Source organism: Actinoplanes sp. CA-131856 (assembly GCF_050956135.1).
Taxonomy (GTDB): domain Bacteria; phylum Actinomycetota; class Actinomycetes; order Mycobacteriales; family Micromonosporaceae; genus Actinoplanes.
The window spans coordinates 5,601,165-5,621,706 of record NZ_CP191849.1 but is presented as its reverse complement, the minus strand read 5'-3'; the positions used below and the strand labels follow the sequence as shown (position 1 = coordinate 5,621,706).

Genomic DNA, 20,542 nt, shown 5'->3' with positions numbered 1-20,542 from the left:
TCGCTATCGGTATTACCCGCTGGGGCATGTGTCCTATGAGCGGTGCGTCGGGCTTCTCTGGTGTTCCGGCTGTCGTGAATACTCGGGGGCGATGGTCTTCGTGGCCCGGGACGAGGTGCTGCCGGATGTGCTGGCCGGGCTGTCGGCGGGGGAGCGTGAGAGGGTGTCGGGTGGTGAGGTGAAGCTGCTCGACCATCTCGATCGGCTGGTGCGGCGGGCTGAGGGGAGTGGGCGTGCCTGAGCGGGACGTGACCATGGAGTCGATCGCGCAGGCGGCGGGGGTTTCCGTGCCTACCGTGTCGCGGGTGCTCAGTGGGCGGGGGCAGGTGTCGCCGGCTACGCGGGAGCGGGATCTACGGCTGCTCGCGGAGCGGGACTATCGGCCGCGGCGGGCGCGGCGAGCGCGGACCGGGCTCATTCAGGTGGTCTTTCCGGGGCTTTCGTGCGGGTGGGAGATGGAGCATCTGCGGGGCATCGAGGCAGTCGTACAGGAAGCGGGGGTCGGTCTTGTCGTTTCGGCTCTGCGCCGCGGGGATTTCGTGCGTACGGATGGTGCCATCCTCGCCTCGACGAGTGGCGCCCGGGCGCTGACCACCCTGTTGGACGACTTCGGGGTGCCGTCGGTGGCGCTCGACCCGGCGACCGGTACGGCGGCGGGACTGCCTACCGTGGGCGCGGCCAACTGGCAGGGGGCGCGGTCCGCGACGCGGCATCTGGCCGGGCTCGGGCATCGGCGGATCGCCTTCGTGGCCGGGTCTTCCGAGTTGATGTGCACCCGGGCGCGGATCGACGGGTACCGCGCGGGGCTCGAGGAAGCGGGGCTCGCGGCCGTCATCGAGCACGGCTCATATTCGTACGACAGCGGGCTCGTGGCCGCGAAGCGGCTTCTGGAAGGCGAGAACCGGCCGACCGCCGTCGTGGCGTCGAGCGACAACATCGCCCTCGGGGTGCTCGACGGGGCGCGGCGACTCGGGTTCGACGTGCCGGGCGATCTGAGCGTGACCGGCTTCGACGATCTGCCGGCCTCGCGCTGGTCGTCGCCGCCGCTGACCACCGTGCGGCAGCCGCTGCGCGAGATGGGGCGGCTGGCCGGGCGCACGATCCTGCGGCTGCTCGACGGTAAGCCGGTCGAGTGGCACCACGCCGAGCTCGGTACCGAGCTGATCGTGCGGGCCAGCACGGCCCCACCCCGCTGACTTGACAGACCGACCGAATAGGTTCGGCCGGCGGCCGGATCAGCAGTAACTGTCCAGGGTGTTCTGCAGCGCGGTCTTCTCGGCCTGTTGGAGGGTGAGGTCCCAGTAGTACTTCACGCCGATCCACATGCGGGCGTAGGTGCAGCGATAGGCGGTGCGCGACGGCAGCCAGGTGGACGGGTCCTGGTCGCCCTTGGACTGGTTGACGTTGTCGGTCACCGCGATGAGCTGAGGGCGGCTCAGGTCGTTGGCGAAGGACTGGCGTTTGGCGGTGGTCCACGAGCTGGCGCCCGAGCGCCAGGCCTCGGCCAGCGGGACGACGTGGTCGATGTCGACGTCGGAGGCGGCGGTCCAGGTGGCGCCGTCGTACGGGGAGTACCAGCTGCCCGAGGTGGCGGCGCAGGCCGAGCTGGTGACCACGTTCGAGCCGTCGCGCTTGAGGACGGTCTCCCGGGTGTTGCAGGCGCCGCTGATCGTGATCCAGTGCGGGAACAGGTCGCGGGAATATCCGCTGGTCGAGCCCTGTGTGGCGACGGTCAGGGCGTTCAGCTGGGACTGGGCCGTGGTGGCGGACGGGATGTTCGGCGGGGTGGCCGCGGCCGGGCCGGCGGCGGCCACGGTGACGCCGAGGGTGAGGGCGACGAGCAGGGCGAGACGGCGCTTCATCTTCAGCTCCCGGGGGAAGGGGATCGATGAGGATCAGTCTCGACGGCCGGGGTGAACGTGTGGAGATCCCGTCAGTGTCCTACGTCTGAATGAATGCCGCGGATCGCCCGGCCGAGCCGGCCGGGATCGGTGGCGATCACCTGACCGGCCGCGGCCGTGATCAGGTAGGCGAACGACAGCACGTACAGCCAGCCGATGTAGGTGAAGGCGACGCCGATGGTGCCGAAGCGGGCCGAGCTGACGTCGAGCGCGTGCGGCAGATAGACCGAGCCGATCGGGCGCAGCACCAGCATCGCGACGCCGAACAGCAGCGCGCCGGGCAGGAGCAGCCGGGCCCGGATCTGCCGTGCGGACAGGATCCAGGGCACGAACAGGGCGCCGCCGAAGTCGGCGGCCAGGGTCACCAGGGCCACGGTCAGATAGGGCGCGGGCGCCTCCATCGCGGCCCGGACCAGCAGCTGGACCACCACCACGCTGAGCGTGAGCACCACGACGGCCAGCAGCCACCGCCAGGCGTGCCGGGGACTGCTGCGCGGCCGGGGCAGGTTCCAGATGGTCGCGTAGGCGCGGGTGAAGGCCCGGGCCAGGCTGGTCGTGGAGACCAGCACGATGAGGCCGCCGACCACACCGAACGCGCTGACGCTGCTGCCCGCGATGGCCTCGTTGAGGACGCGGGCCACCTCGTCGGGCACCTTCACGACCTCGGCCAGCTTCTCGTCGAAGGTCCGGCCGAGCAGCACCGCCGCCATGATCAGCAGCGGGAAGATGGACGTGAAGAGCTGGGCGGCCAGCGTCATCGCGCGATCGAAGATCTCGAGGCGGACGATGGCCGCGAGGGTGCCGAGGCCGACCCGGCCGGGCCAGCGGGTGGACGCCCACGACCACAGGGCTTCCGCCCAGCGCGGCGCGCTGAGCACCGGCCGGGTCGTCACCGTCAGCGGCTGTCGGTGCTCACCGGGGCGAGCGGGGTGGCCGTCGCGGCCTCGGCCGCCGGCTCCGACTCGGCGCGGTTCCTGCGGCGGCCGATCACCACGGCGGCCACGCCCGCGGCGGCCAGTCCGGTCGCGGCGAGGATGGCGGGCCGGCGCGACTTGGCCGCCTTGCTCTTCTTCTTCGACTTAGTCATGGCTGAATCCTCCGATCGCATACGCCCGAAACGCCTCACCCGCAGGGGGTGGGCTCAGGCGTCGTCGTAGTCCCGCCGGACCTCCGTGCCGTGCGCGGTGACCGCGTAGATCGTGATCATGTTGAACGAGATGATCAGCAGCGAGTACACGGGGAACGCGGCCAGGAAGGCCAGGTTGGACAGGGAGCTCAGGAAGGCCAGGACGACCGCGAAGATCCGTCCCCAGCTCTGACCGGAGAGCAGGCCGAGACCGACGACGATCTGGATCGCGCCGATGATCAGGTGGGTCCAGCCCCAGGCCGTCCAGCTCGTGGCCACCAGCAGCCGGGACTCGTCGATGGCGAACAGTTCGTGCCGGGCCAGGGCGATGATCCCGAGCGTGACCTGCAGAATGCCGACGATGGCGAGCAGCACCGCGGCGAATACGACCCAGCCCGCCCAGGCGGTGACCCGGGTCGGCTCATTCTGTACGGACATGGCCCTCAGGGTGAGCCGCCATACGCCGGACGGCCTCACCCGTGAGGAATGAGCGAGCCGTCAGTCCAGCAGGCCCAACTCGCGGCCCTGGACGACCGCGGCGGCCCGGGTGGAGGCGCTGAGCTTGCGATAGACGGCCGCGACCTGGGTCTTGACCGTGTTGCGGGACAGCCGCAGCTCGCCCGCGATCTGGTTGAGGGTGAGGTGGGTCGGCAGGAGCAGCAGCACCCGCTGCTCGGCCGCGGTGAGCCCGGCCGTGCCGGCCGCCGGGTCCGGCGCGTTCTCGCGGCCCACGTCGGCCATGAGCACCCGGTAGCGCTCGGCCAGCACCCCGGTCGTGGTGAGCTGATCGAGGGCGAGCCGGGCCCGTACCGCCGCTTTGGACGCCGCCGCGTGGTCCCCGGCGTCCAGGGCCACCCGGGAGAGCCGGATCGAGGCCGCCGCGACCAGCCACGGGAACGGCCGCGCCCGCTCCATCGACTCCGCCGCCTCGCCCATCAGCAGCCGGAACGCCGTGGCGTCGCCGGCCTCGAGGGCCACCCGGGCCCGGACCAGGTGGGTCAGGACGGCCCAGCCGCACGTGCGCAGTCCGGGGCCGAGCAGGGCCGCCGACTCGTCGGCGTACGCGCCGGCGGCGGCGCAGTCGTGCTGGTCGGCGGCGTGCCAGGCCAGGCCGGCCAGGGCCAGCGCGGACGGCGCCGGATGTTCCGGGCCGGCCCGGGCGGCGCGCGCGAAACGGGCCATGGCCAGCACCGTGTTGCCGGTGAGCTCCTCGGCCACGCCGAGCAGGGTCATCGTGGTCGCGTACCACTCGGAGCCGGGCCGGTCGGCGCGGGCCGCGCGGCGGGCGTTGCCGAGCATCCCGTCGACACCGCCGGGAGCGAGCGCGGCCCGCAGCCGGTCGACGGCGGCCGCCGTCCGCGCGTCCGGCGCACCGTGGCCGTCGGCGGCGGCCAGGCAGGCCGAGGCCTGCAGGGTGCGGCCGGCGAACGCGTACACCCAGCCGGCCCGCGCGGCGAGCCGGACGTCCTGCTCGGCCCGGCCCCGGCCCAGCCCGTCGAGGGCGTCGGCCACGGCCACGGCCCGGCCCTCGTCGATCAGCCGTCGCCCGTGGCGCAGCACGAGGCGGGTGGTGGCCGGCCCGTCGCCGGCCGCGGCCGCGTGCCGCACGGCCGGTTCGGCCTGGTCACGCCGCTCGAACCAGGTGGCCGCCCGGCGGTGCAGGGCCGCCTCGGCGGCAGGCTCGCGACGGCGCAGCTCGGCCATCAGCATCTCGCGGAAGGCCGGGTGGTAGCGGTAGGAGCGGGCGGCCGGGTGGATGGGCTCGACGAACACGTTGCGGACGGCCAGCCCGGCCAGCAGCTGACCCGACCCGTGCCGGCGCAGCACCGCGTCGCAGACGCTGCCGGTGAGACTGTCCAGGGTGGCCGAGCGCAGCAGGAACCGCACGGTGTCGGCCGGCTCGGCGGCCAGCACGACATCGCGGAAGTATTCGCTCAGATAGGCATCGGCCCCGGTCACGTGCTCGGCCGCGCTTGACGCGTCGGAGCGCCCGCGCAGGCTCAGCGCGGCCAGGTAGACCCCGGCCGGCCAGCCCTCGAACCGCCGGTTCAGCCGGAGCGCCTGCTCGGCCGGGAGCACCGTGCCGGTGGCCCGGATCAGGTTGAGCGCCTCGGCCCGGGACAGCCGCAGGTCGGCCGGGCCGAACTCGGCGCACCGGCCCTGGCTGCGCAGCCCGCCGACGTGCAGGCCGAGGCGGCTGCGGGCGCCCAGGGCCAGGTGCGACCCGGCCGGCATCCGCTCGGCCAGGGCGAGCACGAGCTGCTGGCCGGGCGTGCCCCGCAGCAGGTGCACATCGTCGATGACCAGCACGTCCGGCGCCGCGGCGGCCAGCCGGGGCACGGCCTCCTCGGCCAGCTCCGCCGCCGGGGCGGACAGCGAGCGCCACGTCGCCGGCTCGACCGGCCTGATCTCGGCGATGGCCCGGGCGACGCGGCGCAGCAGCCGGTGCGGGTCGCGGTCGGCCGGCTCGGCGGTGACCCAGGCGAACGAGCGCTGATCGCGGGCGGCCCACTGGCGCAGCGCGATCGACTTGCCGTAGCCCGGGGGAGCGACGACCAGGATGAGGGGCACGTCGTCGCGGACCGCGGCCAGATCGTTCAACAGCCTGCGGCGCGGCACGAGCTCCCCACGTGTCATCGACGCACTGACCCCCGTCCGCCAACGTGAAGCCGGTCGATGGACCGGCGAGATCGAGTAATCATCAGATCGCACACAGTGCAGTCGCCGCAACGTGTCGTCGCACAACTTTTCACCACCCGTGTGCCGCATGACCTGGCATCTGTCCGCTCTCGTCATCCACTTACGGAATCACCCAGGTCGGGTGATGTGACTGTTGATGATCGGTAGAAAACTCTCCGTAGACACCGGGGTCCCCTGGGCAGGCCGCGAATCGTGGGCGACGCCGGTGCCGACAAGGCGGGGCGATCGCAAATGGGGGTACTGGATGCATGGGGAGATCGCTACCGAGCTGACGACGACCGACGGCGAGCCGATCATGACGATCAAGCTGGAGCCGCCGGGCCTTCCACCGTGGTGGGTGGTGCGCGAGCGCCTGCGTGAACGGCTCGATATCGGGCCGGCCCGCCGTCTCACCGTCGTGACCGGGCCGGCCGGATCCGGCAAGAGCAGCCTGGTGGCCGACTGGACGGCCAGCGGGCACGCCGGTGGCCGGGTGGCGTGGCTGACGCTGGAGCCGGACGACGACCGGCCCGAGGCGTTCTGGTCCTACGCCGTGGCCGCGCTGCGCCGCGCCGGTGTGAACGTGACCAGCCAGTGGCACGAGGGCGCCGAGCGGTCGTTCCTGGTGCGGCTCGTGGTCGCCCTGTCGGCCCAGGACGAGCCGGTCGTCCTGATCCTCGACAACGTGCACGCGCTCACCCGGGCGTCCATCCTGGACGGCCTGCACTTCCTGATCGAGCACGCCGGTCCGCAGCTGCGCTGCGTGCTGGTCGGGCGCGTCGATCCGCCGCTGCCGCTGCACCGCTACCGGCTGGCCGGCTCGATCACCGAGATCCGCCACGACGACCTGGCCTTCACCCCGGCCGAGGCCGACGCGCTGCTGACCGCGCACGGCACCCGGCTCGGGCCGAACGCCGTGGCCGAGCTGACCGAGCAGACCCACGGGTGGGCGGCCGCGCTGCGGCTCGAGGCCCGGGCCCTGCCCATGACCGGGGACAAAAAGGACGAGCTGGCCGACTACATCCGCGACGAGCTGCTCGGCGAGCAGACCGCGGCCACCCGCGAGCTGCTGCTGCGTACCTGCGTGGCCGAGCGGTTGCCGGCCGGTCTGGCCGTCGAGCTCAGCGTGCGCCGCGACGCCGCCCAGGTCCTCGACCGTCTCGCCCGCCAGGGCGTCTTCGTGACCGCGACGACCGGCGGCGAGCGCACCTACGTGCACCATCCGCAGATCCGCGAGGTGCTGCTGGCCGCCCTGGGCGAGGGGCCGGTCGACCGGGTCACCGGCCTGCACCGCCGGGCCGCCCGCTGGTACGCCGGCTTCGGCCGTTACGCCGAGGCGCTGCCGCACGCCCTGCGCGCCCAGGAATGGGCGCTGGCGGCCACCTCGGTGGTGCGCGGCCTCGGCATCACCGACCTGCTGGACGGCCGGGGCGCCGCGGCGTTCACCTCGATGCCGCCCGACCTCGACCGTCCCGAGGCGGCCGTCGTCGCCGCGGCCGTCGCCCACTATCTCGACGACCCCGAGGCGTGCGCCAAACACCTGCTGCGGGCCGGTGAGATGGCCGGCGGGCACGACATCTCGCTGCCGCTGAGCCTGGCCGCGGTCGAGGTGGCCCGCGCCCGGCGGCACGGCCGGCCCGGTGACCTGGCCGCCTCGGCCGAGCTCGCCTGGCGGCTGCTCGACGACGCGCTGGCCGGCGGCGTGGCCGTGCCACCGGCGCTGGCCTCGCTGATCCGGCTGGCCCGGGCCGAGAGTCTGCTCTGGCGGCACGACCTGACCGGCGCCTGCGCGGTGCTGCAACCGTCCGAGCACGACGGCGGCGAGGTGCTCGGCCGGCTCGCCCTGGCCGAGGCGCTCTGCGGCCGGCTGCGCCGGGCCAACGAGCACGCCCGCCGGGCCCTGGACCGCACCGGCGCCGACGACGGCCCCGGCGACGCGGCGGCCGACGTGGCCCTGGCCTGGGTGCACAGCGACGAGTACGACCTGACCGCGGCCCGCGTGCACGCCGAGCAGGCGGCGGCGCGGCTCGACGAGCACCCGGACGCCCTGCTGGCCGGTCTGCTGGCCCTGGTGCGGGCCCGCGTGCACCGCGGTGGCGGCGACACCGCCCGGGCCGTCGAGGCGCTCGCCGCGGCCCCGGCCGGCGACCGCCCGCCGTGGCTCACCGAGATGATCACGCTGAACCGCGACGCGCTGATCGCCCCCGGCCGGCCGCCCTCGGCGACCGGCACGACCGCCCACCACGCCGTGGCCGAGGCGATGGCCGCGGTGGCGGCCGGTGACACCGCCCGCGCCCGCGGCGTCGTGACGTCGTTGGGCGAACGGCCCGGGTTGCCGCTGGACGTGCGGGTCGACGGCTGGCTGGTCACGGCCGCGGCCGAGCTGAGCGACGGGCGCCGCGACCGCGCCCGGCGCGCCCTGCACCGGGCCCTGGCCCTGGCCGAGGGTGAACGGCTCCGGCGGCCGCTGCTCGAGACGGCGGCCCCGGTGCGGCGTTTCCTGCGCGAGGACCGCGATCTCGCCGTACGGCACGACTGGCTCGGTGTGACCCCGCGCCCGGCCGCCGCCGTGCCGGTTCCCGCCGCCCCGCCGCCCCAGGCGGCGCCGGCGGCCCCGGTCATGGTGGAACCGCTGACCGCGAAGGAGACCGAGGTCCTCGGCTATCTCGCGCAGCTGTTCAGCACCGAGGAGATCGCCCGGACCATGTACGTCTCGGTCAACACCGTGAAGACCCACGTGCGCGGCGTGCTGCGCAAGCTGGCCGCGACCCGCCGCAACGAGGCGGTCCGCCGGGCCCGGGACCTGGGCCTGCTGTAGCTCATCCGGTGAGGGTGACGACCGTCGCCGGGTGAGGAGGAAATGCTCAGCGTCATGGAGTGGATTCCGGCGGGCAAGTTCTGGATGGGCTCGGACGACCACTACCCGGAGGAGGCGCCGGCGCGGCAGGTGAGCGTCGGCGGCTTCTGGATCGACCGCTATCCGGTGACCAACCGGGAGTTCGCGACCTTCGTGCGGCGCACCGGGCACGTCACCGTGGCCGAGCGGGCGGCCGACCCGGGCGACTACCCGGGTGCGGTGCCGGAGATGCTGGCGCCGTCGTCGGTGGTCTTCACGTCGCCGCCGCATCCGGTGGACCTGCGCGATCCGTTCCAGTGGTGGACGTACGTGCCCGGCGCCGACTGGCGGCACCCGACCGGGCCGGGCAGCTCCATCCGGCGGTTGCCCGACCATCCGGTCGTCCATGTCGCCTGGGAGGACGTCATGGCGTACAGCAAATGGGCGGGAAAGGAACTGCCGACCGAGGCCGAGTGGGAGTACGCGGCCCGGGGAGGCCTCGATCGCGCCGAGTTCGCCTGGGGCGACGAGCTGAACCCGGGCGGGCGGCACTGGGCCAACACCTGGCAGGGCGACTTTCCGGTGCACAACACCAAGGCCGACGGGTACGAGCGCACGTCGCCGGTCGGGCGTTTCCCGGCCAACGGCTACGGGCTCTACGACATGATCGGCAACGTCTGGGAGTGGACCGCCGATCCGTACGGCGACCATCGCCGTCCCTGCTGCTCGGTCGACAAGTCGGGTATCGCGCGCCGGGTCATGAAGGGCGGCTCCCACTTGTGCTCTCCCAACTACTGCCGCCGGTACCGGCCGGCCGCGCGCATGGCGCAGCCCGTCGACACCGGCACCTCGCATCTAGGTTTTCGCTGCGTGCGGAGAACGGAGCTCTGACATGACCGAGAGGCCCAACATCCTGGTGATCTTCGGTGACGACATCGGTATCACCAATCTGAGCTGCTACAGCGACGGCCTGATGGGATATCGCACGCCGAACATCGACCGGATCGCCGCCGAGGGCATGCGCTTCACCGACGCGTACGGCGAACAGTCCTGCACCGCCGGCCGGGCCTCGTTCATCACCGGGCAGAGCGGTTTCCGCACCGGCATGACGAAGGTCGGCATCCCGGGCGCCACGATGGGCCTGCGCGACGAGAACCCGACCATCGCCACCCTGCTGAAGAGCCGCGGCTACGCCACCGGCCAGTTCGGCAAGAACCACCTCGGCGACCGCAACGAGTTCCTGCCGACCGTGCACGGCTTCGACGAGTTCTTCGGCAACCTCTACCACCTCAACGCCGAGGAGGAGCCCGAGCTGCCGGACTATCCCGACCCGGCCGACTTCCCGGAGTTCCGGCAGCGTTTCGGCCCGCGCGGCGTGCTGCACTCGTGGGCCACCGACACCGACGACGACACCGTGCACCCGCACTGGGGCCGGGTCGGCAAGCAGCGGGTGGAAGACACCGGACCGCTGACCAAGAAGCGGATGGAGACCGTCGACGACGAGTTCATCGCGGCCGCCAAGGAGTGGATCACCGCGCAGCACTCGGCGGAGAAGCCCTTCTTCGCCTGGGTGAACACCACGCACATGCACCTGCGGACCCACACCAAGCCGGAGAGCGTCGGGCAGGCCGGGCGCTGGCAGTCGCCGTACCACGACACGATGATCGACCACGACCGGCACGTGGGCGAACTGCTGGACCTGCTCGACGAGCTCGGCATCGCCGGCGACACGTTCGTCATGTACAGCACCGACAACGGCCCGCACATGAACACGTGGCCGGACGGGGCGATGACCCCGTTCCGCAGCGAGAAGAACACCAACTGGGAAGGCGCCTTCCGGGTGCCGCTGGCGGTCCGCTGGCCGGGCCAGGTGCCGGCCGGGGTGGTCTCCAACGAGATCGTCGCCCACCACGACTGGCTGCCGACGCTGCTCGCGATCGCCGGCGACCCGGACGTCGTCGAGGACCTGCGGATCGGCCGCACGGTCGGCGGGACGCCGTACCGCGTCCACATCGACGGGTTCAACCTGGTGCCGTACCTGACCGGCGAGGCCCCGAAGAGCCCTCGGCCCGGCTTCATCTACTTCGACGACGACGGCCACCTGGTGGCGTTGCGCTTCGACAACTTCAAGGTCGTCTTCGCCGAACAGCGGGCGGGCGGCACCATGCGGGTCTGGAGCGAACCGCTGATCCCGTTGCGCATCCCCAAGCTGTTCAACCTGCGGACCGACCCGTTCGAGCGGGCCGACACCACGTCGAACACCTATTACGACTGGTTCATCGACCACGCCTTCCTGGTCATGGCCGCGCAGGGCATCGTCACGCGGTTCCTCGAGACCTTCAAGGAGTTCCCGCCGCAGCAGCGCCCGCAGTCCTTCACCATCGACCAGGCCATGGAAGCGATGCGGGAAGCCGCCTGGGGTGGACGGTGACCACCTCCGTCCTCCCGTCCTGGCGGGAAACCCCCTCCCGGCAGCGGATCCTCGAGTTCGTGGCCGTGGCGGTGGCCGGGATCCCCCCGGAGGACCGGGTCGCGGTCTTCGACAACGACGGCACGCTGTGGTGCGAGAAGCCACTGCCCGTGCAGGCCGACTTCCTGCTGCGCCGCATCGGTGAGCTGGCCGACCGCTATCCGGCGCTGCGCAGCCGCCAGCCGTTCAAGGCGGTGTCGGAGAAGGACCACGACTGGCTGGGCGGGGCCATCACCAAGCACTACCAGGGCGACGACGCCGATCTGCGCGAGATGGCGGCGGGGCTCCTGCAGGCGTACGAGGGAACGACTGTCGACGAATTCGCCGAGCTGGCCCGGGACTTCCTCGTCAAAGGCGAACATCCGACCCTCAACCGGCCGTACGTCGACACGGCGTACCTGCCGATGCGGGAACTCCTCGACTATCTGGTGGCGAACGGTTTCACCTGCTACATCGCCACCGGGGGAGGGCGCGACTTCCTGCGGACGGTCAGCGCGGAGGTGTACGGCGTCCCGGCCGACCGGGTGATCGGCAGCTCGGTGGCGCTGGAATATCGCGACGGCCGGATCGTGCACACGGCCCGGCTCGACGTGTTCGACGACGGCCCGGCGAAACCGGTGCGCATCTGGAGCCGCATCGGCCGCCACCCCATCCTGGCCGCCGGCAACGCCAACGGCGACCTGCCGATGCTGAGGGCGGCGGGCGGAGGCCGCCGCGAACCGTTGCGCCTGGTGGTGATCCACGACGACGCGGAGCGCGAGTTCGCGTACACCGCGGGCGCGGCCGACGCCATCGCCGCCGCCGAGGCGGAGAACTGGGTGGCCGTGAGCATGGCCGGAGACTGGTCACAGGTCTTCGGCCCTCGGTGAGGGGGGAAACCGAGGGTGCGCGGGGAGGGCGATCCCCGCGCACCCGAGGTTGGTTCAGTTCCGCCGGCGGGCGGCCCGGTGGACGGCGGTCGCACCGAGCAGGGCGACACCGGGCGGGATGGCGACCCAGACCGGCCACGGGTGAATACCGCCGCCGACGGCTGTGGTCCACATTCCCCAGACTGCCACGTTGAGCGCCACAACGGACGCCCACACGACCCAGAGCATCACGAGCGCGCGGGGAAGCCGATATTCCGTCTGCTCCTGATCCGGCTCGAGGTCGGCGACGAGCGGCTGCAGGTCGGCCCGCACACGGGCCTCATAGACGGCTTTCAACCGGTGGTCATACTCGTGAAGGCTCAGCCGGCCGTCGGCGACCGCTTCCTCCAGCCGGCGCGCGGCCTCCGCCCGGTGGCGATCGTTGAGCCGCCGTGACGTGCTCAAGGCTGTTTCCGGCGTTCGGCTCGTCGATGTTCCGTCGGTCACTCGCAGCACTCCCTCCGTTCGGACGAGCTTAGAGGACGGCTGCGAAGAACGGCAAACAACCGACGAGAACGCATGAGTAAGACATTGTCGCAGGTCACTTCGTTCTGCGTCCTGTATGGTGCGAAATGTCCGTCTTCAGGATGTTCAGTTAGAAGTGTTTACAACGGGTAGGCCGTCGGTTTAATGTTTGCCCCACGCCACATCGATCGACGGGGGTGAATTGTGGTGTCGAGTCATCCTTTCCTGCTCATCATGCTGAGCTGACCCCCGTCGCGCCATTTTCCGGAGCCTTTGCTGCCGCAAGCATTGAGTTGCCGGGTAAATGTGCTGCCCAAATTATCCGATGAACCTGACGGGATGGACGTGAACATGCGTAAGGCGGTTGTCACTCTGATTGCGGGAACTCTTCTGCTGGGCTCACCTATTGCTGCTCTGGCTTCGACGTCTTCGCACGGCAGCGACTATTCGTACGATTCCGGAAGTCTCGGAGCGCAACGGATGACGACCTGTGACATGGAATCGGACAGCCGGCACGTATATGCGGAATTCGAGATCAGCAGCGGGGAGTTGACGAGCGTCACCGACGGTGACGGCGCCAACAACGGCTGCGCGAGCCGGGGCAACTACCAGGAGATATACGTCCACCGCACCTGCGAGGCGGTCGACTTCTACCCGGACCTGTGCGGCACGTGGGTCTACACCGACTGACGGGTCCGGATACACGAGTTTCCGGGCCGGAGCAGCCGGCCCGGACGGCGGACACCGCCTACGAATGGGAGGAACATGACTTTCAGGAAGACGACGGCGATCCTTTATGCCGCCGCCATCGTTCTCGGGGCCCCAGTGTCGGCGTTGGCCGCGACCTCGACCCAGGGCAGCAACTACTCGTACGACTCCGGCGATGTCAGCTACACGATGAACACGTGTGACCGGGAGTCGGACAGCCGCCACGTGTATGCCGAGTATCAGATCGGCACCGGCGAATGGAGCAGTGTGACCGACGGGAATGGCGCCAACAACAGTTGCGCCAGTCGCGGCACCTACCCGGACATTCTCCAGCATCGCACATGTGAAGCGATCGACTTCGCGCCGGACTCCTGCGGCAACTACGTCTACCCCTAGCGCTCATATCAGAGGGATCGAATAATGAGAAAACGCGTTCTCGCCATTGCTTACGCGATCGCGGTCGGCCTCGTGCCGACGGCCGCATTCGCCGCCACCTCCACCCAGGGAAGCAATTACTCGCAGGACTGGTACGAACTGTCCTGGGGCAACTTCATCAAGACCTGTGACATGGAGTCGGACAGCCGCCACGTGTACGCCGAGTATCAACTCGGCTCCGGCGAGTGGAGCAGCGTGACCGACGGCAACGGGGCCAACAACTCCTGCTCCCAGCGCGGCCCGTACACGAGCATCGTCCAGCACCGCACGTGCGAGGCTATCGACTTCGCTCCGGACTCCTGCGGCAACTACGTCTATCCCTGATCATCGCGTCGAATCCAGAGGCCCATGAACATGCTTGGCGATCAACCTGCGGTCATTCTCCGGGACCTCACCATTGAGGTGCCGGGGAGACGACTACTCGACGGCATCGACCTCAGGGTGCTGCCCTCCGAGTCGGTAGCCATCATGGGGCCTTCCGGATCCGGGAAAACCTCGCTGCTCAACTGTGTGGCGGGGATCCAGAACCCGACGGCCGGCGACGTCTCGGTTGCCGGCCGCCGGCTGGGGGAGATGAACGAGGCCGAACGGGCTCGGTTCCGGCTGAACACGATCGGCATGATCTTTCAGTTCGGGGAGCTTCTGCCCGAGCTGACGGTCACGGAGAACGTCGAACTGCCTCTGAGGCTGGCCGGGCGGCCCAGAACCGCTGCCCGGTCGGCGGCGGCCGCTGTTCTCGGCGACTTGGGCCTCGGGGACGTCGCCGCGTCCTTCACCGAGACGCTGTCAGGCGGTGAGGTGCAGCGCGCCGGTATCGCCCGCGCGCTTGCCGCCTCGCCCCAGGTGCTTCTGGCCGACGAGCCCACGGGCGCCTTGGATGAGGACAATGCCGCAGCGGTCATGACGCTTCTCCTCGACTGCGCGAAGAGGTACGAGGTGGCCGTGTTGGTCGCTACGCACGACCTCGCTGTCGCCCGCCAATGCACACGTACCTACCGCTTGGTGCGCGGCAAGCTTCGCCAGGAGAACGCCGGTGAGTGATCGGACAAAGTCGAACGGCATCCTGAGCCTGGCCTTGCGTCTCAGCCTGAGTAAGCGTAAGGAACAGACGTGGCGACGGGCTTGCCTGTTCGTCGCTGGATTGATCGCGGCCCTCACCGTGATGTCAGGGTTCGCGGTGGCCGCCATGGTCCAGGCGGCGAACGGCCGCGAGTTCGACCGGACGGCAGTCGTAGCGGTGCCCGAACACGCCTCGCTCATGGTGGCCCAACGCGCCGACATCTGGCGCGGGAAACAGTTTCCCGTTGTCTACCTGGAGCCGATGCGGTCGTCCGGGGTGCCGGCAGCATTGCCGCCCGGGCTGGACCGTCTTCCTCTTCCGGGCGAGGTGGCGATATCGCCGGAACTGGCCCGCGCGTCGGCCGCGGACGGCAGCCTCGCCAGCCGCTATCCGCTCACCAGCGCCCGAATCTCCGACGAAGGTCTGTCCGGGCCCGGCGAGTTGCTGGCCTACGCCCGGCCCGCGGCCGGAACCACGCTGGCCGGCTCTCGGGCGACCCGCTATGTCTCGTCGTTCGGGGCGGAACCGAACACCTACGGCACCGTGTCGGTAGCCGGACTGTCGACACTTCCGACTACGCAGATGGTGCTCGGCGGGCTGGCGCTTCTCGGGGTTCCCACACTTCTCTTGTTGTGCGCTGCCACGGCAACCGCGTCAGCCGGCCGCGACAGGCGGCTTCAGATTCTCGCCTGGCTCGGAGTCCGACCTTCGCACCTGCTCGCCATCGTGATCGTCGATGCCGTTCTCTGGGCCGGCTTCGGCGCAGTGATCGGGGCGGTGGGAGGCCAACTGTTGTTTCGCACCACGACAGTCGTGCCGGTGCTGACCATGCCGGTCTTCAGCGGCGACATGACAGTCGCCGCCCTGCCGACGGCGGGCACCGCACTGATCGTCCTCACCGTGGCCGCCCTCAGCGCCGTACTCACCGACCGCTGGAGGCAGCGCACCGATCTCACTCGGCCGATAGCCGCGCCGCAGCAGCTGTCACGGTTTCGCACCCTGCCTATGCTGCCAGGGCTGGCAATCGTCCTCTTGGCGCTTTTCGTACCGGGCCGGCTCTCGGGCTCACTCGGCCTCGCCGGTGTCATACTCGTGGTATTGGCGATGCCGCTGCTTCTGCCCAAATGGGTTGCATCAGCCGGCGGGTTCCTCCAGCGACGGGGAACGGTCTCCACACTCCTTGCTGGGCGACGCCTGGAGCGATTTCCCCACGTGGTTGCCCGGCCGCTGTTCGGACTGGCCGGTCTCACCCTGCTGGCCTGCTGTGTCCTGGGGTTTCTCGCCGTCACTGCACCCGACGAGAGCGGAGCACGGCCGGACAGGGCGGTTGTCACCTATCGAGTCGGCTCGCTCAACGAAGGCCAAGAATCGCTTGAACGGTTCCGCGCGGCACTTCCCGACGCCGCCGTCTTCGCCTACGTCCAGACCACCGACGGTCTCCAGATCGGATCGTCCTGTGCCGACCTGGCCCGGGCACTGAAGCTCGGCTGTGAGCCTGGAGACCAGGGGGCGCTTGCTCCACGAGATGAGCAGCAGCTCCGCGCCGCGCTGGGCGCGCCACCGGGAACAGCTATCGCCCTCAAGGACTCCGTCCCTCCAGCGGGGGGCCGGGTGCTCGTGCTCGCGCCGTCGGCTGTTTCCGACGCGGATGTCCGCAACGCCGCCGCCCGGACCCTGTTGGGCCCTGTGGTCAGCAGCGCGGCCGACATGCAGCCGCAGCAATCTCCGCTGGTGGCATGGCTGACCGCAGCGTTGATCGTGGCAGGGGTCCTTGGCACTGGTGGAGCCGTGATGCTTGCGATCGACGGCAGCCTTCGAGCCTCACACCGTAATGCCGCGCTGCGCAATCTCGGACTTACGCGACGCCGTCTCGCGGGCTTGGAAGCACTGCAGTTCGGAGTCTCCTATTTCACTGTCATCGGCACTAGCCTTCTGGCTGGTCTGGGCCTTTGCTACGTGCTGGTGACGATCGGCGGTTCGATCGCGTTACCGTGGGCCGGGCTCGCGCTTGTTGCGGGTGCGGGCGCCGTCACCGGTCTGGTCATCTGCGCACTGATCGCGGTATTCGGCCGGATCTCAGCGCTACGTGCCGCCGACTGAGCCGCATCCCGCGATCGATCATCGCGATCCGTCGCAGGCGTTCTAGGTTTGGACCATGAAGCTGCTACTTCCGGACAGCATCGCGCTGGACCTCACCCTGCCGCCGGACGTGACCACGTCGGTCTACGCCGTCGACAAGCCTCTGCGCGACGACCAACTCGACGCCTCGGCGATCGTGGTGTGGAGCAACACGGCCTCTCAGCTGAGCGACACCGCCGCCCGGCTCAAGGACGTCCGCTGGGTGCAGACGCTCGCGGCGGGGCCGGACGCGGTGCTGGCGGCCGGCTTCGGGGACGACGTGGTGATCACGTCGGGCACGGGGCTGCACGACCTGACGGTCGCGGAACACACGCTGGGCCTCACGCTGGCGGCGGCGCGGCGTCTCAACCTGCTCGTCCGGGCCCAGGTCGGTCACCGCTGGGCCCAGGAACTGGGCGGCAACCAGCCGGTGCACGACCCCACCGCTTTCCGTACGCTGCGCGGCGCGAAGGTGGTGATCTGGGGCTTCGGCGGGATCGCGGCGACCCTGGCCCCGTATCTGACCGCGCTCGGGGCCACGGTCACCGGGGTCGCGCGGGAGGCCGGGACGAGGCACGGCTTCGAGGTCGTCACCGCCGGCGCCTTCCCGTCGCTGCTGCCGGAGACCGACGTGCTCATCTCGATCCTGCCGGCCACGCCGTCGACCGCGCACGCGCTGAACGCGTCGGTGCTGGCGCTGCTGCCGCCGCGGGCCTGGGTGATCAGTGTGGGCCGGGGAACGACAGTGGACGAGCAGGCCCTGCTCGCGGCGCTGCGGTCGGGACGGCTCGGCGGGGCGGCGATGGACGTCTTCGAGACCGAGCCGCTGCCGGTCTCGTCGCCGCTGTGGGACGAGCCGAACGTCATCATCACGCCGCACGCGGCCGGCGGGCGGCCGGTCGGCGCGGCCGGGCTGGTCTCCGAGAACCTGTCGGCGTTCCTCGCGGACCGGCCGCTCCGTAACGTCGTGCGGAGATAGACGGCGTCCCACGGGCGGGCCTACCATCGGCGGATGGAACGCCAGGGTTCGGCGGCCATGTCGCGGGCAGCGTTCGCGGCCGTCGTGATCGGAAGCTATCTCGTGGGGGCGGTCTTCCTTGCCGGCGCCCTGCTGGTCTTCTCGGGGGCGGTCACCGTCGCCGGGCTGGGCGAGGGCAGCGTCGCGCAGCGCGCGGTGGCCGGGGCGCTCGCCCTGATCCTGGGCGGTCTCACGATGGCCGCCGCCACCATGAAACTCGTCGAGGGTCCCGGCGCGCCCGGCCATGTGGTGCGCCGCGCCCCGTTCTGGACCGGCGTCGACGCCGAGGACACCGACGTCGACCGGGCCGGCGCACACCCGGGAGTGGGAGAGTTCTGAGGCCCGTCCCCCTGGGGGGAGCAGCTGAACCTCGCCAGTCGGGCGTCTACCGTTCCGCCACGACGAGCTGCGGCGCAGCCTCCAGAGAGCGAGAGACCGATGAGCTTCTACGCCCACGCGAGGCTGTACGACCTCATGTTCCCGGGCGGAGGCGCCGCGGTCGACTTCTACCGGGCCGCCGCCGCCAGGCAGGGCGGAAGCGTGCTGGAACTGGGCTGCGGCACCGGGCACAAGCTGATCCCCATCGCCGCCGACGGGCGACCGTGCACCGGCTTGGACTTCTCGCCGGAGATGCTGGCCGAGGCCCACCGCAAGGCCGACGAGCGCGGCGTGACGGTCGAGTGGGCGCGGGGCGACATGCGGGACTTCGACCTGGGCCGCACCTTCGACTTCGTCTTCATCGCGGCCAACTCCCTGCTGCATCTGCACGAGGCCGCAGACCTGGTGAGCTGCTTGCGGGCCGTGCGACGGCACCTGGCTCCGGAAGGGCGATTCACCTTCGACATCTTCAACCCGAACGTCCGTCTCCTCGCCGCCGCCGACGGCGTGCGGCGCCCCCGGGAGTCGCTGTCGTTCACCGACCCCGGCCGCGGCCCGGTCAGCGTCGACGTCACCGAGATCTACGACGCGCCCGCCCAGGTCACCCGGGGGACCTGGCACCTGTCGACCGCCACCGAGCCCGACTTCGTCGTCGCCCCACTGGAGATCAGAAGCATCTTCCCGCAGGAGCTGCCGCTGCTCCTCTCGCAGGCCGGCCTCCGTCTCGCCGACCGCTTCGGCGATTGGGCCGGCGGGCCCTTCGCCACGAACGCCCCGCTCCAACTCTGCGTCTGCGAGCCCGCGTGAGCCGTGTGGCTCTCATCCCCGCGAGATGAGGCAGGGCGGGCGAGCGGGGCGGCACGATGAGCCGACGGGCCGCTACGGATGAGGTGGGCGCGATGGCAGACGGTCTCGGCAGGTGGCGTGACGCGGCGCTGGGTGCGGTCTTCCAGGCGCAGGACGCGACGGTGCGGATCTTCGTCGATGTGCGTGAGGCGGGGAGCGGGGCCGCCGGCCGGTTCAGCGCGGGCCTGGACGGACTCGCCGGGCGCGGGGCCAATCAACGGGAACAGGCCACGGCGGGGCTGCTCGGCCGGGCCGCGCGGGCCCGGGCCGCGTTCGACGCGGCCGTCATGGCCGTGGCCACCTCCGAGCTGGCCGACCGAGTGGTCGACGCGCAGCTCGAACGGGTGCTGCGCCCGCTGGTCCGCACCATCCTCGACGATGTGCTCGCCCTGCTCGCCGAGGAGCCGGAACGCATCCAGCCGCTGGTGCGCGGTCAGCGCGACACCATGGTCGACGAGCTCGTCGGCCGCATCCGCAACGGCGCCGCGGCCGGGGACACCGCGGTCGACCGGGTCACCACCCGCGTGCTGCGGCGCGGCGGCGACCCGGTCCCGGTGCCCCCGGTCGATCCGCGGTGAGCGGCGCCGGCCTGGCCCGGCCGGTGAAGGTCTACGCCGGGCCGGTCAGCCGCCTGATCGCCTACTTCGTCGACGCGCTGCTGGTGACCGGCTTCGGCACCGCCGCCATCGCCGTGCTGGCCCTGGTCGGTGAGGTGGCCGGGGTCCTGGTCCGCGACCTCCAGTCGTTCCTGGCCGGGGCCTTCGCGCTGGTCCTGCCGGCCGTCTTCGGCGTCTACTGCGCGCTGTTCTGGCTGCTCGCCGGGCGTACTCCGGGCATGGCCCTGCTGGGTCTGCGGGTGGTCACCGCCGGCGGCCGGCCGGTGGGCTGGGTGGCCGCGCTCGTGCGCGGTCTGGTGCTCGGCTACTTCCCGATCGGTGCCGCCTGGATCCTCGTCGACCGCCGCCACCAGGCGATCCACGACAAGATCGCCCGGACCGCGGTTCTGCGCACGAGCCCGGGATGACGCCCCGGCGCTCCTATCTGCCGGTGATCGTGCTGATCGCCGCCACCTACGTGCTCGCCACCTCGCTCGACGGCTACTGGTCCCTGTCGATCATCCTGCTCGTGCAGGCCGTCACGGTCTGGTACGCGCTGCGGGTCTCGGCCATCCGCCGGGGTGTGCGGGCCGTCGCCGCCGTGGTGCTGATCCTCGCGCTGGTGACCGCCGGCTGGAACGCGGTGGCCGACGCCGACCGGACGCTGCTGGCCGCCACCTTCGTGACCGGCAGCGCGCTCTATCTCGTCGCGCCCGTCGCGATCGTGCGCGACGTGGCCCGGCGGCCCGAGGCCGATCGTGAGCTCATGTTGGGCGCCCTGTCGGCGTACCTCATGCTCGGCATGGCCTTCGGGTTCGCCTATCGCTGCATAGCGACGCTGCAGCCGGGGCCGTTCTTCGGGGGCGGGGCGGGTGACGGGACGCTGGCCGACACCCTCTTCTTCAGCTTCGTCACGCTGACCACCACGGGATACGGCAACGTCGTGCCGGCCGGCAACCCGGGTCAGACCCTGGCCGTGCTGGAAGCCCTGGTCGGTC

22 protein-coding genes and 1 pseudogene are annotated in these 20,542 nt (G+C 71.0%); 17 read left to right on the top strand and 6 right to left on the bottom strand.

Features of this window, described 5'->3' with window-relative positions; genetic code table 11:
- The first annotated feature begins 91 nt into the window (after positions 1-91).
- Together ACQP2X_RS26115 and ACQP2X_RS26110 are read left to right on the top strand one after the other, a co-directional pair.
- Positions 92-241 carry a hypothetical protein gene (locus tag ACQP2X_RS26115; RefSeq protein ID WP_498686258.1) on the top strand — a complete coding sequence of 50 codons (150 nt, stop codon included), beginning with the start codon at positions 92-94 and terminating at the stop codon, positions 239-241.
- Complete coding sequence (locus ACQP2X_RS26110; protein ID WP_498686257.1) at positions 234-1,196, top strand: LacI family DNA-binding transcriptional regulator; 963 nt, start codon at positions 234-236, stop codon at positions 1,194-1,196. Before ACQP2X_RS26115 ends, ACQP2X_RS26110 begins: the two co-directional genes overlap by 8 nt.
- A 39-nt stretch (positions 1,197-1,235) precedes the next feature.
- Here the strand turns inward: ACQP2X_RS26110 and ACQP2X_RS26105 are convergent, their stop codons facing one another.
- The 5 genes from ACQP2X_RS26105 to ACQP2X_RS26085 form a co-directional block, all read right to left on the bottom strand.
- The gene (locus tag ACQP2X_RS26105; RefSeq protein WP_498686255.1) at positions 1,236-1,862 is read right to left on the bottom strand and encodes an HNH endonuclease family protein; all 627 of its coding nucleotides are present in this window, start codon (positions 1,860-1,862) and stop codon (positions 1,236-1,238) included.
- A gap of 71 nt (positions 1,863-1,933) precedes the next feature.
- Positions 1,934-2,794 (bottom strand): YhjD/YihY/BrkB family envelope integrity protein, encoded by an 861-nt coding sequence (locus ACQP2X_RS26100; protein WP_498686254.1) that lies wholly within the window; start codon positions 2,792-2,794, stop codon positions 1,934-1,936.
- A 2-nt stretch (positions 2,795-2,796) separates the two neighbouring features.
- Complete coding sequence (locus ACQP2X_RS26095; protein WP_498686253.1) at positions 2,797-2,988, bottom strand: hypothetical protein; 192 nt, start codon at positions 2,986-2,988, stop codon at positions 2,797-2,799.
- A 54-nt stretch (positions 2,989-3,042) separates the two neighbouring features.
- Positions 3,043-3,465, bottom strand: a complete 423-nt coding sequence (locus tag ACQP2X_RS26090; RefSeq protein WP_498686251.1) for a DUF7144 family membrane protein — start codon at positions 3,463-3,465, stop codon at positions 3,043-3,045.
- A 60-nt stretch (positions 3,466-3,525) separates the two neighbouring features.
- A complete protein-coding gene (locus ACQP2X_RS26085; RefSeq protein ID WP_498686250.1) occupies positions 3,526-5,664 on the bottom strand; it encodes a winged helix-turn-helix domain-containing protein in 2,139 nt (712 codons plus the stop codon).
- A 307-nt stretch (positions 5,665-5,971) separates the two neighbouring features.
- On the opposite strand from ACQP2X_RS26085, the gene ACQP2X_RS26080 reads away from it, so the two are divergent.
- Genes ACQP2X_RS26080 through ACQP2X_RS26065 form a run of 4 tightly spaced genes read left to right on the top strand, consistent with a single transcriptional unit; the run spans position 5,972 to position 11,881 of the window.
- Positions 5,972-8,524, top strand: coding sequence for a winged helix-turn-helix domain-containing protein (locus ACQP2X_RS26080; RefSeq protein ID WP_498686249.1), 2,553 nt, complete (start codon positions 5,972-5,974; stop codon positions 8,522-8,524).
- A gap of 54 nt (positions 8,525-8,578) precedes the next feature.
- Positions 8,579-9,433: a formylglycine-generating enzyme family protein gene (locus ACQP2X_RS26075; RefSeq protein WP_498686248.1), complete on the top strand. Its 855-nt coding sequence runs from the start codon at positions 8,579-8,581 to the stop codon at positions 9,431-9,433.
- Position 9,434: 1 nt separating this feature from the next.
- Positions 9,435-10,973, top strand: a complete 1,539-nt coding sequence (locus ACQP2X_RS26070; protein ID WP_498686245.1) for an arylsulfatase — start codon at positions 9,435-9,437, stop codon at positions 10,971-10,973.
- The gene (locus ACQP2X_RS26065) at positions 10,970-11,881 is read left to right on the top strand and encodes an HAD family hydrolase (protein ID WP_498686243.1); all 912 of its coding nucleotides are present in this window, start codon (positions 10,970-10,972) and stop codon (positions 11,879-11,881) included. Before ACQP2X_RS26070 ends, ACQP2X_RS26065 begins: the two co-directional genes overlap by 4 nt.
- Before the next feature lie 54 nt (positions 11,882-11,935).
- Here ACQP2X_RS26065 and ACQP2X_RS26060 read toward each other — a convergent pair whose 3' ends face one another.
- The gene (locus tag ACQP2X_RS26060; RefSeq protein WP_498686240.1) at positions 11,936-12,367 is read right to left on the bottom strand and encodes a DUF1707 SHOCT-like domain-containing protein; all 432 of its coding nucleotides are present in this window, start codon (positions 12,365-12,367) and stop codon (positions 11,936-11,938) included.
- Positions 12,368-12,880: 513 nt separating this feature from the next.
- On the opposite strand from ACQP2X_RS26060, the gene ACQP2X_RS26055 reads away from it, so the two are divergent.
- The 11 genes and pseudogenes from ACQP2X_RS26055 to ACQP2X_RS26005 all read left to right on the top strand — a co-directional run.
- Positions 12,881-13,075, top strand: coding sequence for a hypothetical protein (locus ACQP2X_RS26055; protein ID WP_498686239.1), 195 nt, complete (start codon positions 12,881-12,883; stop codon positions 13,073-13,075).
- Between the two features lie 75 nt (positions 13,076-13,150).
- Complete coding sequence (locus ACQP2X_RS26050) at positions 13,151-13,489, top strand: hypothetical protein (protein ID WP_498686238.1); 339 nt, start codon at positions 13,151-13,153, stop codon at positions 13,487-13,489.
- A gap of 24 nt (positions 13,490-13,513) precedes the next feature.
- A complete protein-coding gene (locus ACQP2X_RS26045) occupies positions 13,514-13,852 on the top strand; it encodes a hypothetical protein (protein WP_498686237.1) in 339 nt (112 codons plus the stop codon).
- A 24-nt stretch (positions 13,853-13,876) separates the two neighbouring features.
- Entirely contained in the window at positions 13,877-14,569 is a 693-nt protein-coding gene (locus tag ACQP2X_RS26040; protein ID WP_498686235.1) for an ABC transporter ATP-binding protein, read from the top strand.
- Positions 14,562-16,688, top strand: coding sequence for a hypothetical protein (locus ACQP2X_RS26035; protein WP_498686234.1), 2,127 nt, complete (start codon positions 14,562-14,564; stop codon positions 16,686-16,688). Before ACQP2X_RS26040 ends, ACQP2X_RS26035 begins: the two co-directional genes overlap by 8 nt.
- A 55-nt stretch (positions 16,689-16,743) precedes the next feature.
- A complete protein-coding gene (locus ACQP2X_RS26030) occupies positions 16,744-17,685 on the top strand; it encodes a phosphoglycerate dehydrogenase (protein WP_498686233.1) in 942 nt (313 codons plus the stop codon).
- A gap of 33 nt (positions 17,686-17,718) precedes the next feature.
- Positions 17,719-18,063 carry a hypothetical protein gene (locus tag ACQP2X_RS26025; protein WP_498686231.1) on the top strand — a complete coding sequence of 115 codons (345 nt, stop codon included), beginning with the start codon at positions 17,719-17,721 and terminating at the stop codon, positions 18,061-18,063.
- Between the two features lie 99 nt (positions 18,064-18,162).
- The gene (locus ACQP2X_RS26020; protein WP_498686230.1) at positions 18,163-18,909 is read left to right on the top strand and encodes a class I SAM-dependent methyltransferase; all 747 of its coding nucleotides are present in this window, start codon (positions 18,163-18,165) and stop codon (positions 18,907-18,909) included.
- A 92-nt stretch (positions 18,910-19,001) separates the two neighbouring features.
- Positions 19,002-19,526, top strand: a complete 525-nt coding sequence (locus ACQP2X_RS26015) for a hypothetical protein (protein ID WP_498686228.1) — start codon at positions 19,002-19,004, stop codon at positions 19,524-19,526.
- Positions 19,523-19,972 carry an RDD family protein gene (locus ACQP2X_RS26010; protein WP_498686226.1) on the top strand — a complete coding sequence of 150 codons (450 nt, stop codon included), beginning with the start codon at positions 19,523-19,525 and terminating at the stop codon, positions 19,970-19,972. The genes ACQP2X_RS26015 and ACQP2X_RS26010 overlap by 4 nt, the downstream gene beginning before the upstream one ends.
- Positions 19,969-20,523, top strand: a pseudogene (locus ACQP2X_RS26005) (ion channel); the annotation flags it as partial. The gene ACQP2X_RS26010 and the pseudogene ACQP2X_RS26005, both read left to right, overlap by 4 nt.
- Between the last annotated feature and the right edge of the window lie 19 nt (positions 20,524-20,542).

Coding starts and splice junctions, on each gene's coding strand:
- ACQP2X_RS26105 (WP_498686255.1), bottom strand. CDS start 1,862: ATGAAGCGCCGTCTCGCCCTGCTCGTCGCCCTCACCCTCGGCGTCACC.
- ACQP2X_RS26090 (WP_498686251.1), bottom strand. CDS start 3,465: ATGTCCGTACAGAATGAGCCGACCCGGGTCACCGCCTGGGCGGGCTGG.
- ACQP2X_RS26045 (WP_498686237.1), top strand. CDS start 13,514: ATGAGAAAACGCGTTCTCGCCATTGCTTACGCGATCGCGGTCGGCCTC.
- ACQP2X_RS26075 (WP_498686248.1), top strand. CDS start 8,579: ATGGAGTGGATTCCGGCGGGCAAGTTCTGGATGGGCTCGGACGACCAC.
- ACQP2X_RS26080 (WP_498686249.1), top strand. CDS start 5,972: ATGCATGGGGAGATCGCTACCGAGCTGACGACGACCGACGGCGAGCCG.
- ACQP2X_RS26020 (WP_498686230.1), top strand. CDS start 18,163: ATGAGCTTCTACGCCCACGCGAGGCTGTACGACCTCATGTTCCCGGGC.
- ACQP2X_RS26070 (WP_498686245.1), top strand. CDS start 9,435: ATGACCGAGAGGCCCAACATCCTGGTGATCTTCGGTGACGACATCGGT.
- ACQP2X_RS26085 (WP_498686250.1), bottom strand. CDS start 5,664: ATGACACGTGGGGAGCTCGTGCCGCGCCGCAGGCTGTTGAACGATCTG.
- ACQP2X_RS26040 (WP_498686235.1), top strand. CDS start 13,877: ATGAACATGCTTGGCGATCAACCTGCGGTCATTCTCCGGGACCTCACC.
- ACQP2X_RS26015 (WP_498686228.1), top strand. CDS start 19,002: ATGGCAGACGGTCTCGGCAGGTGGCGTGACGCGGCGCTGGGTGCGGTC.
- ACQP2X_RS26055 (WP_498686239.1), top strand. CDS start 12,881: ATGGAATCGGACAGCCGGCACGTATATGCGGAATTCGAGATCAGCAGC.
- ACQP2X_RS26025 (WP_498686231.1), top strand. CDS start 17,719: ATGGAACGCCAGGGTTCGGCGGCCATGTCGCGGGCAGCGTTCGCGGCC.
- ACQP2X_RS26030 (WP_498686233.1), top strand. CDS start 16,744: ATGAAGCTGCTACTTCCGGACAGCATCGCGCTGGACCTCACCCTGCCG.
- ACQP2X_RS26050 (WP_498686238.1), top strand. CDS start 13,151: ATGACTTTCAGGAAGACGACGGCGATCCTTTATGCCGCCGCCATCGTT.
- ACQP2X_RS26095 (WP_498686253.1), bottom strand. CDS start 2,988: ATGACTAAGTCGAAGAAGAAGAGCAAGGCGGCCAAGTCGCGCCGGCCC.
- ACQP2X_RS26115 (WP_498686258.1), top strand. CDS start 92: ATGGTCTTCGTGGCCCGGGACGAGGTGCTGCCGGATGTGCTGGCCGGG.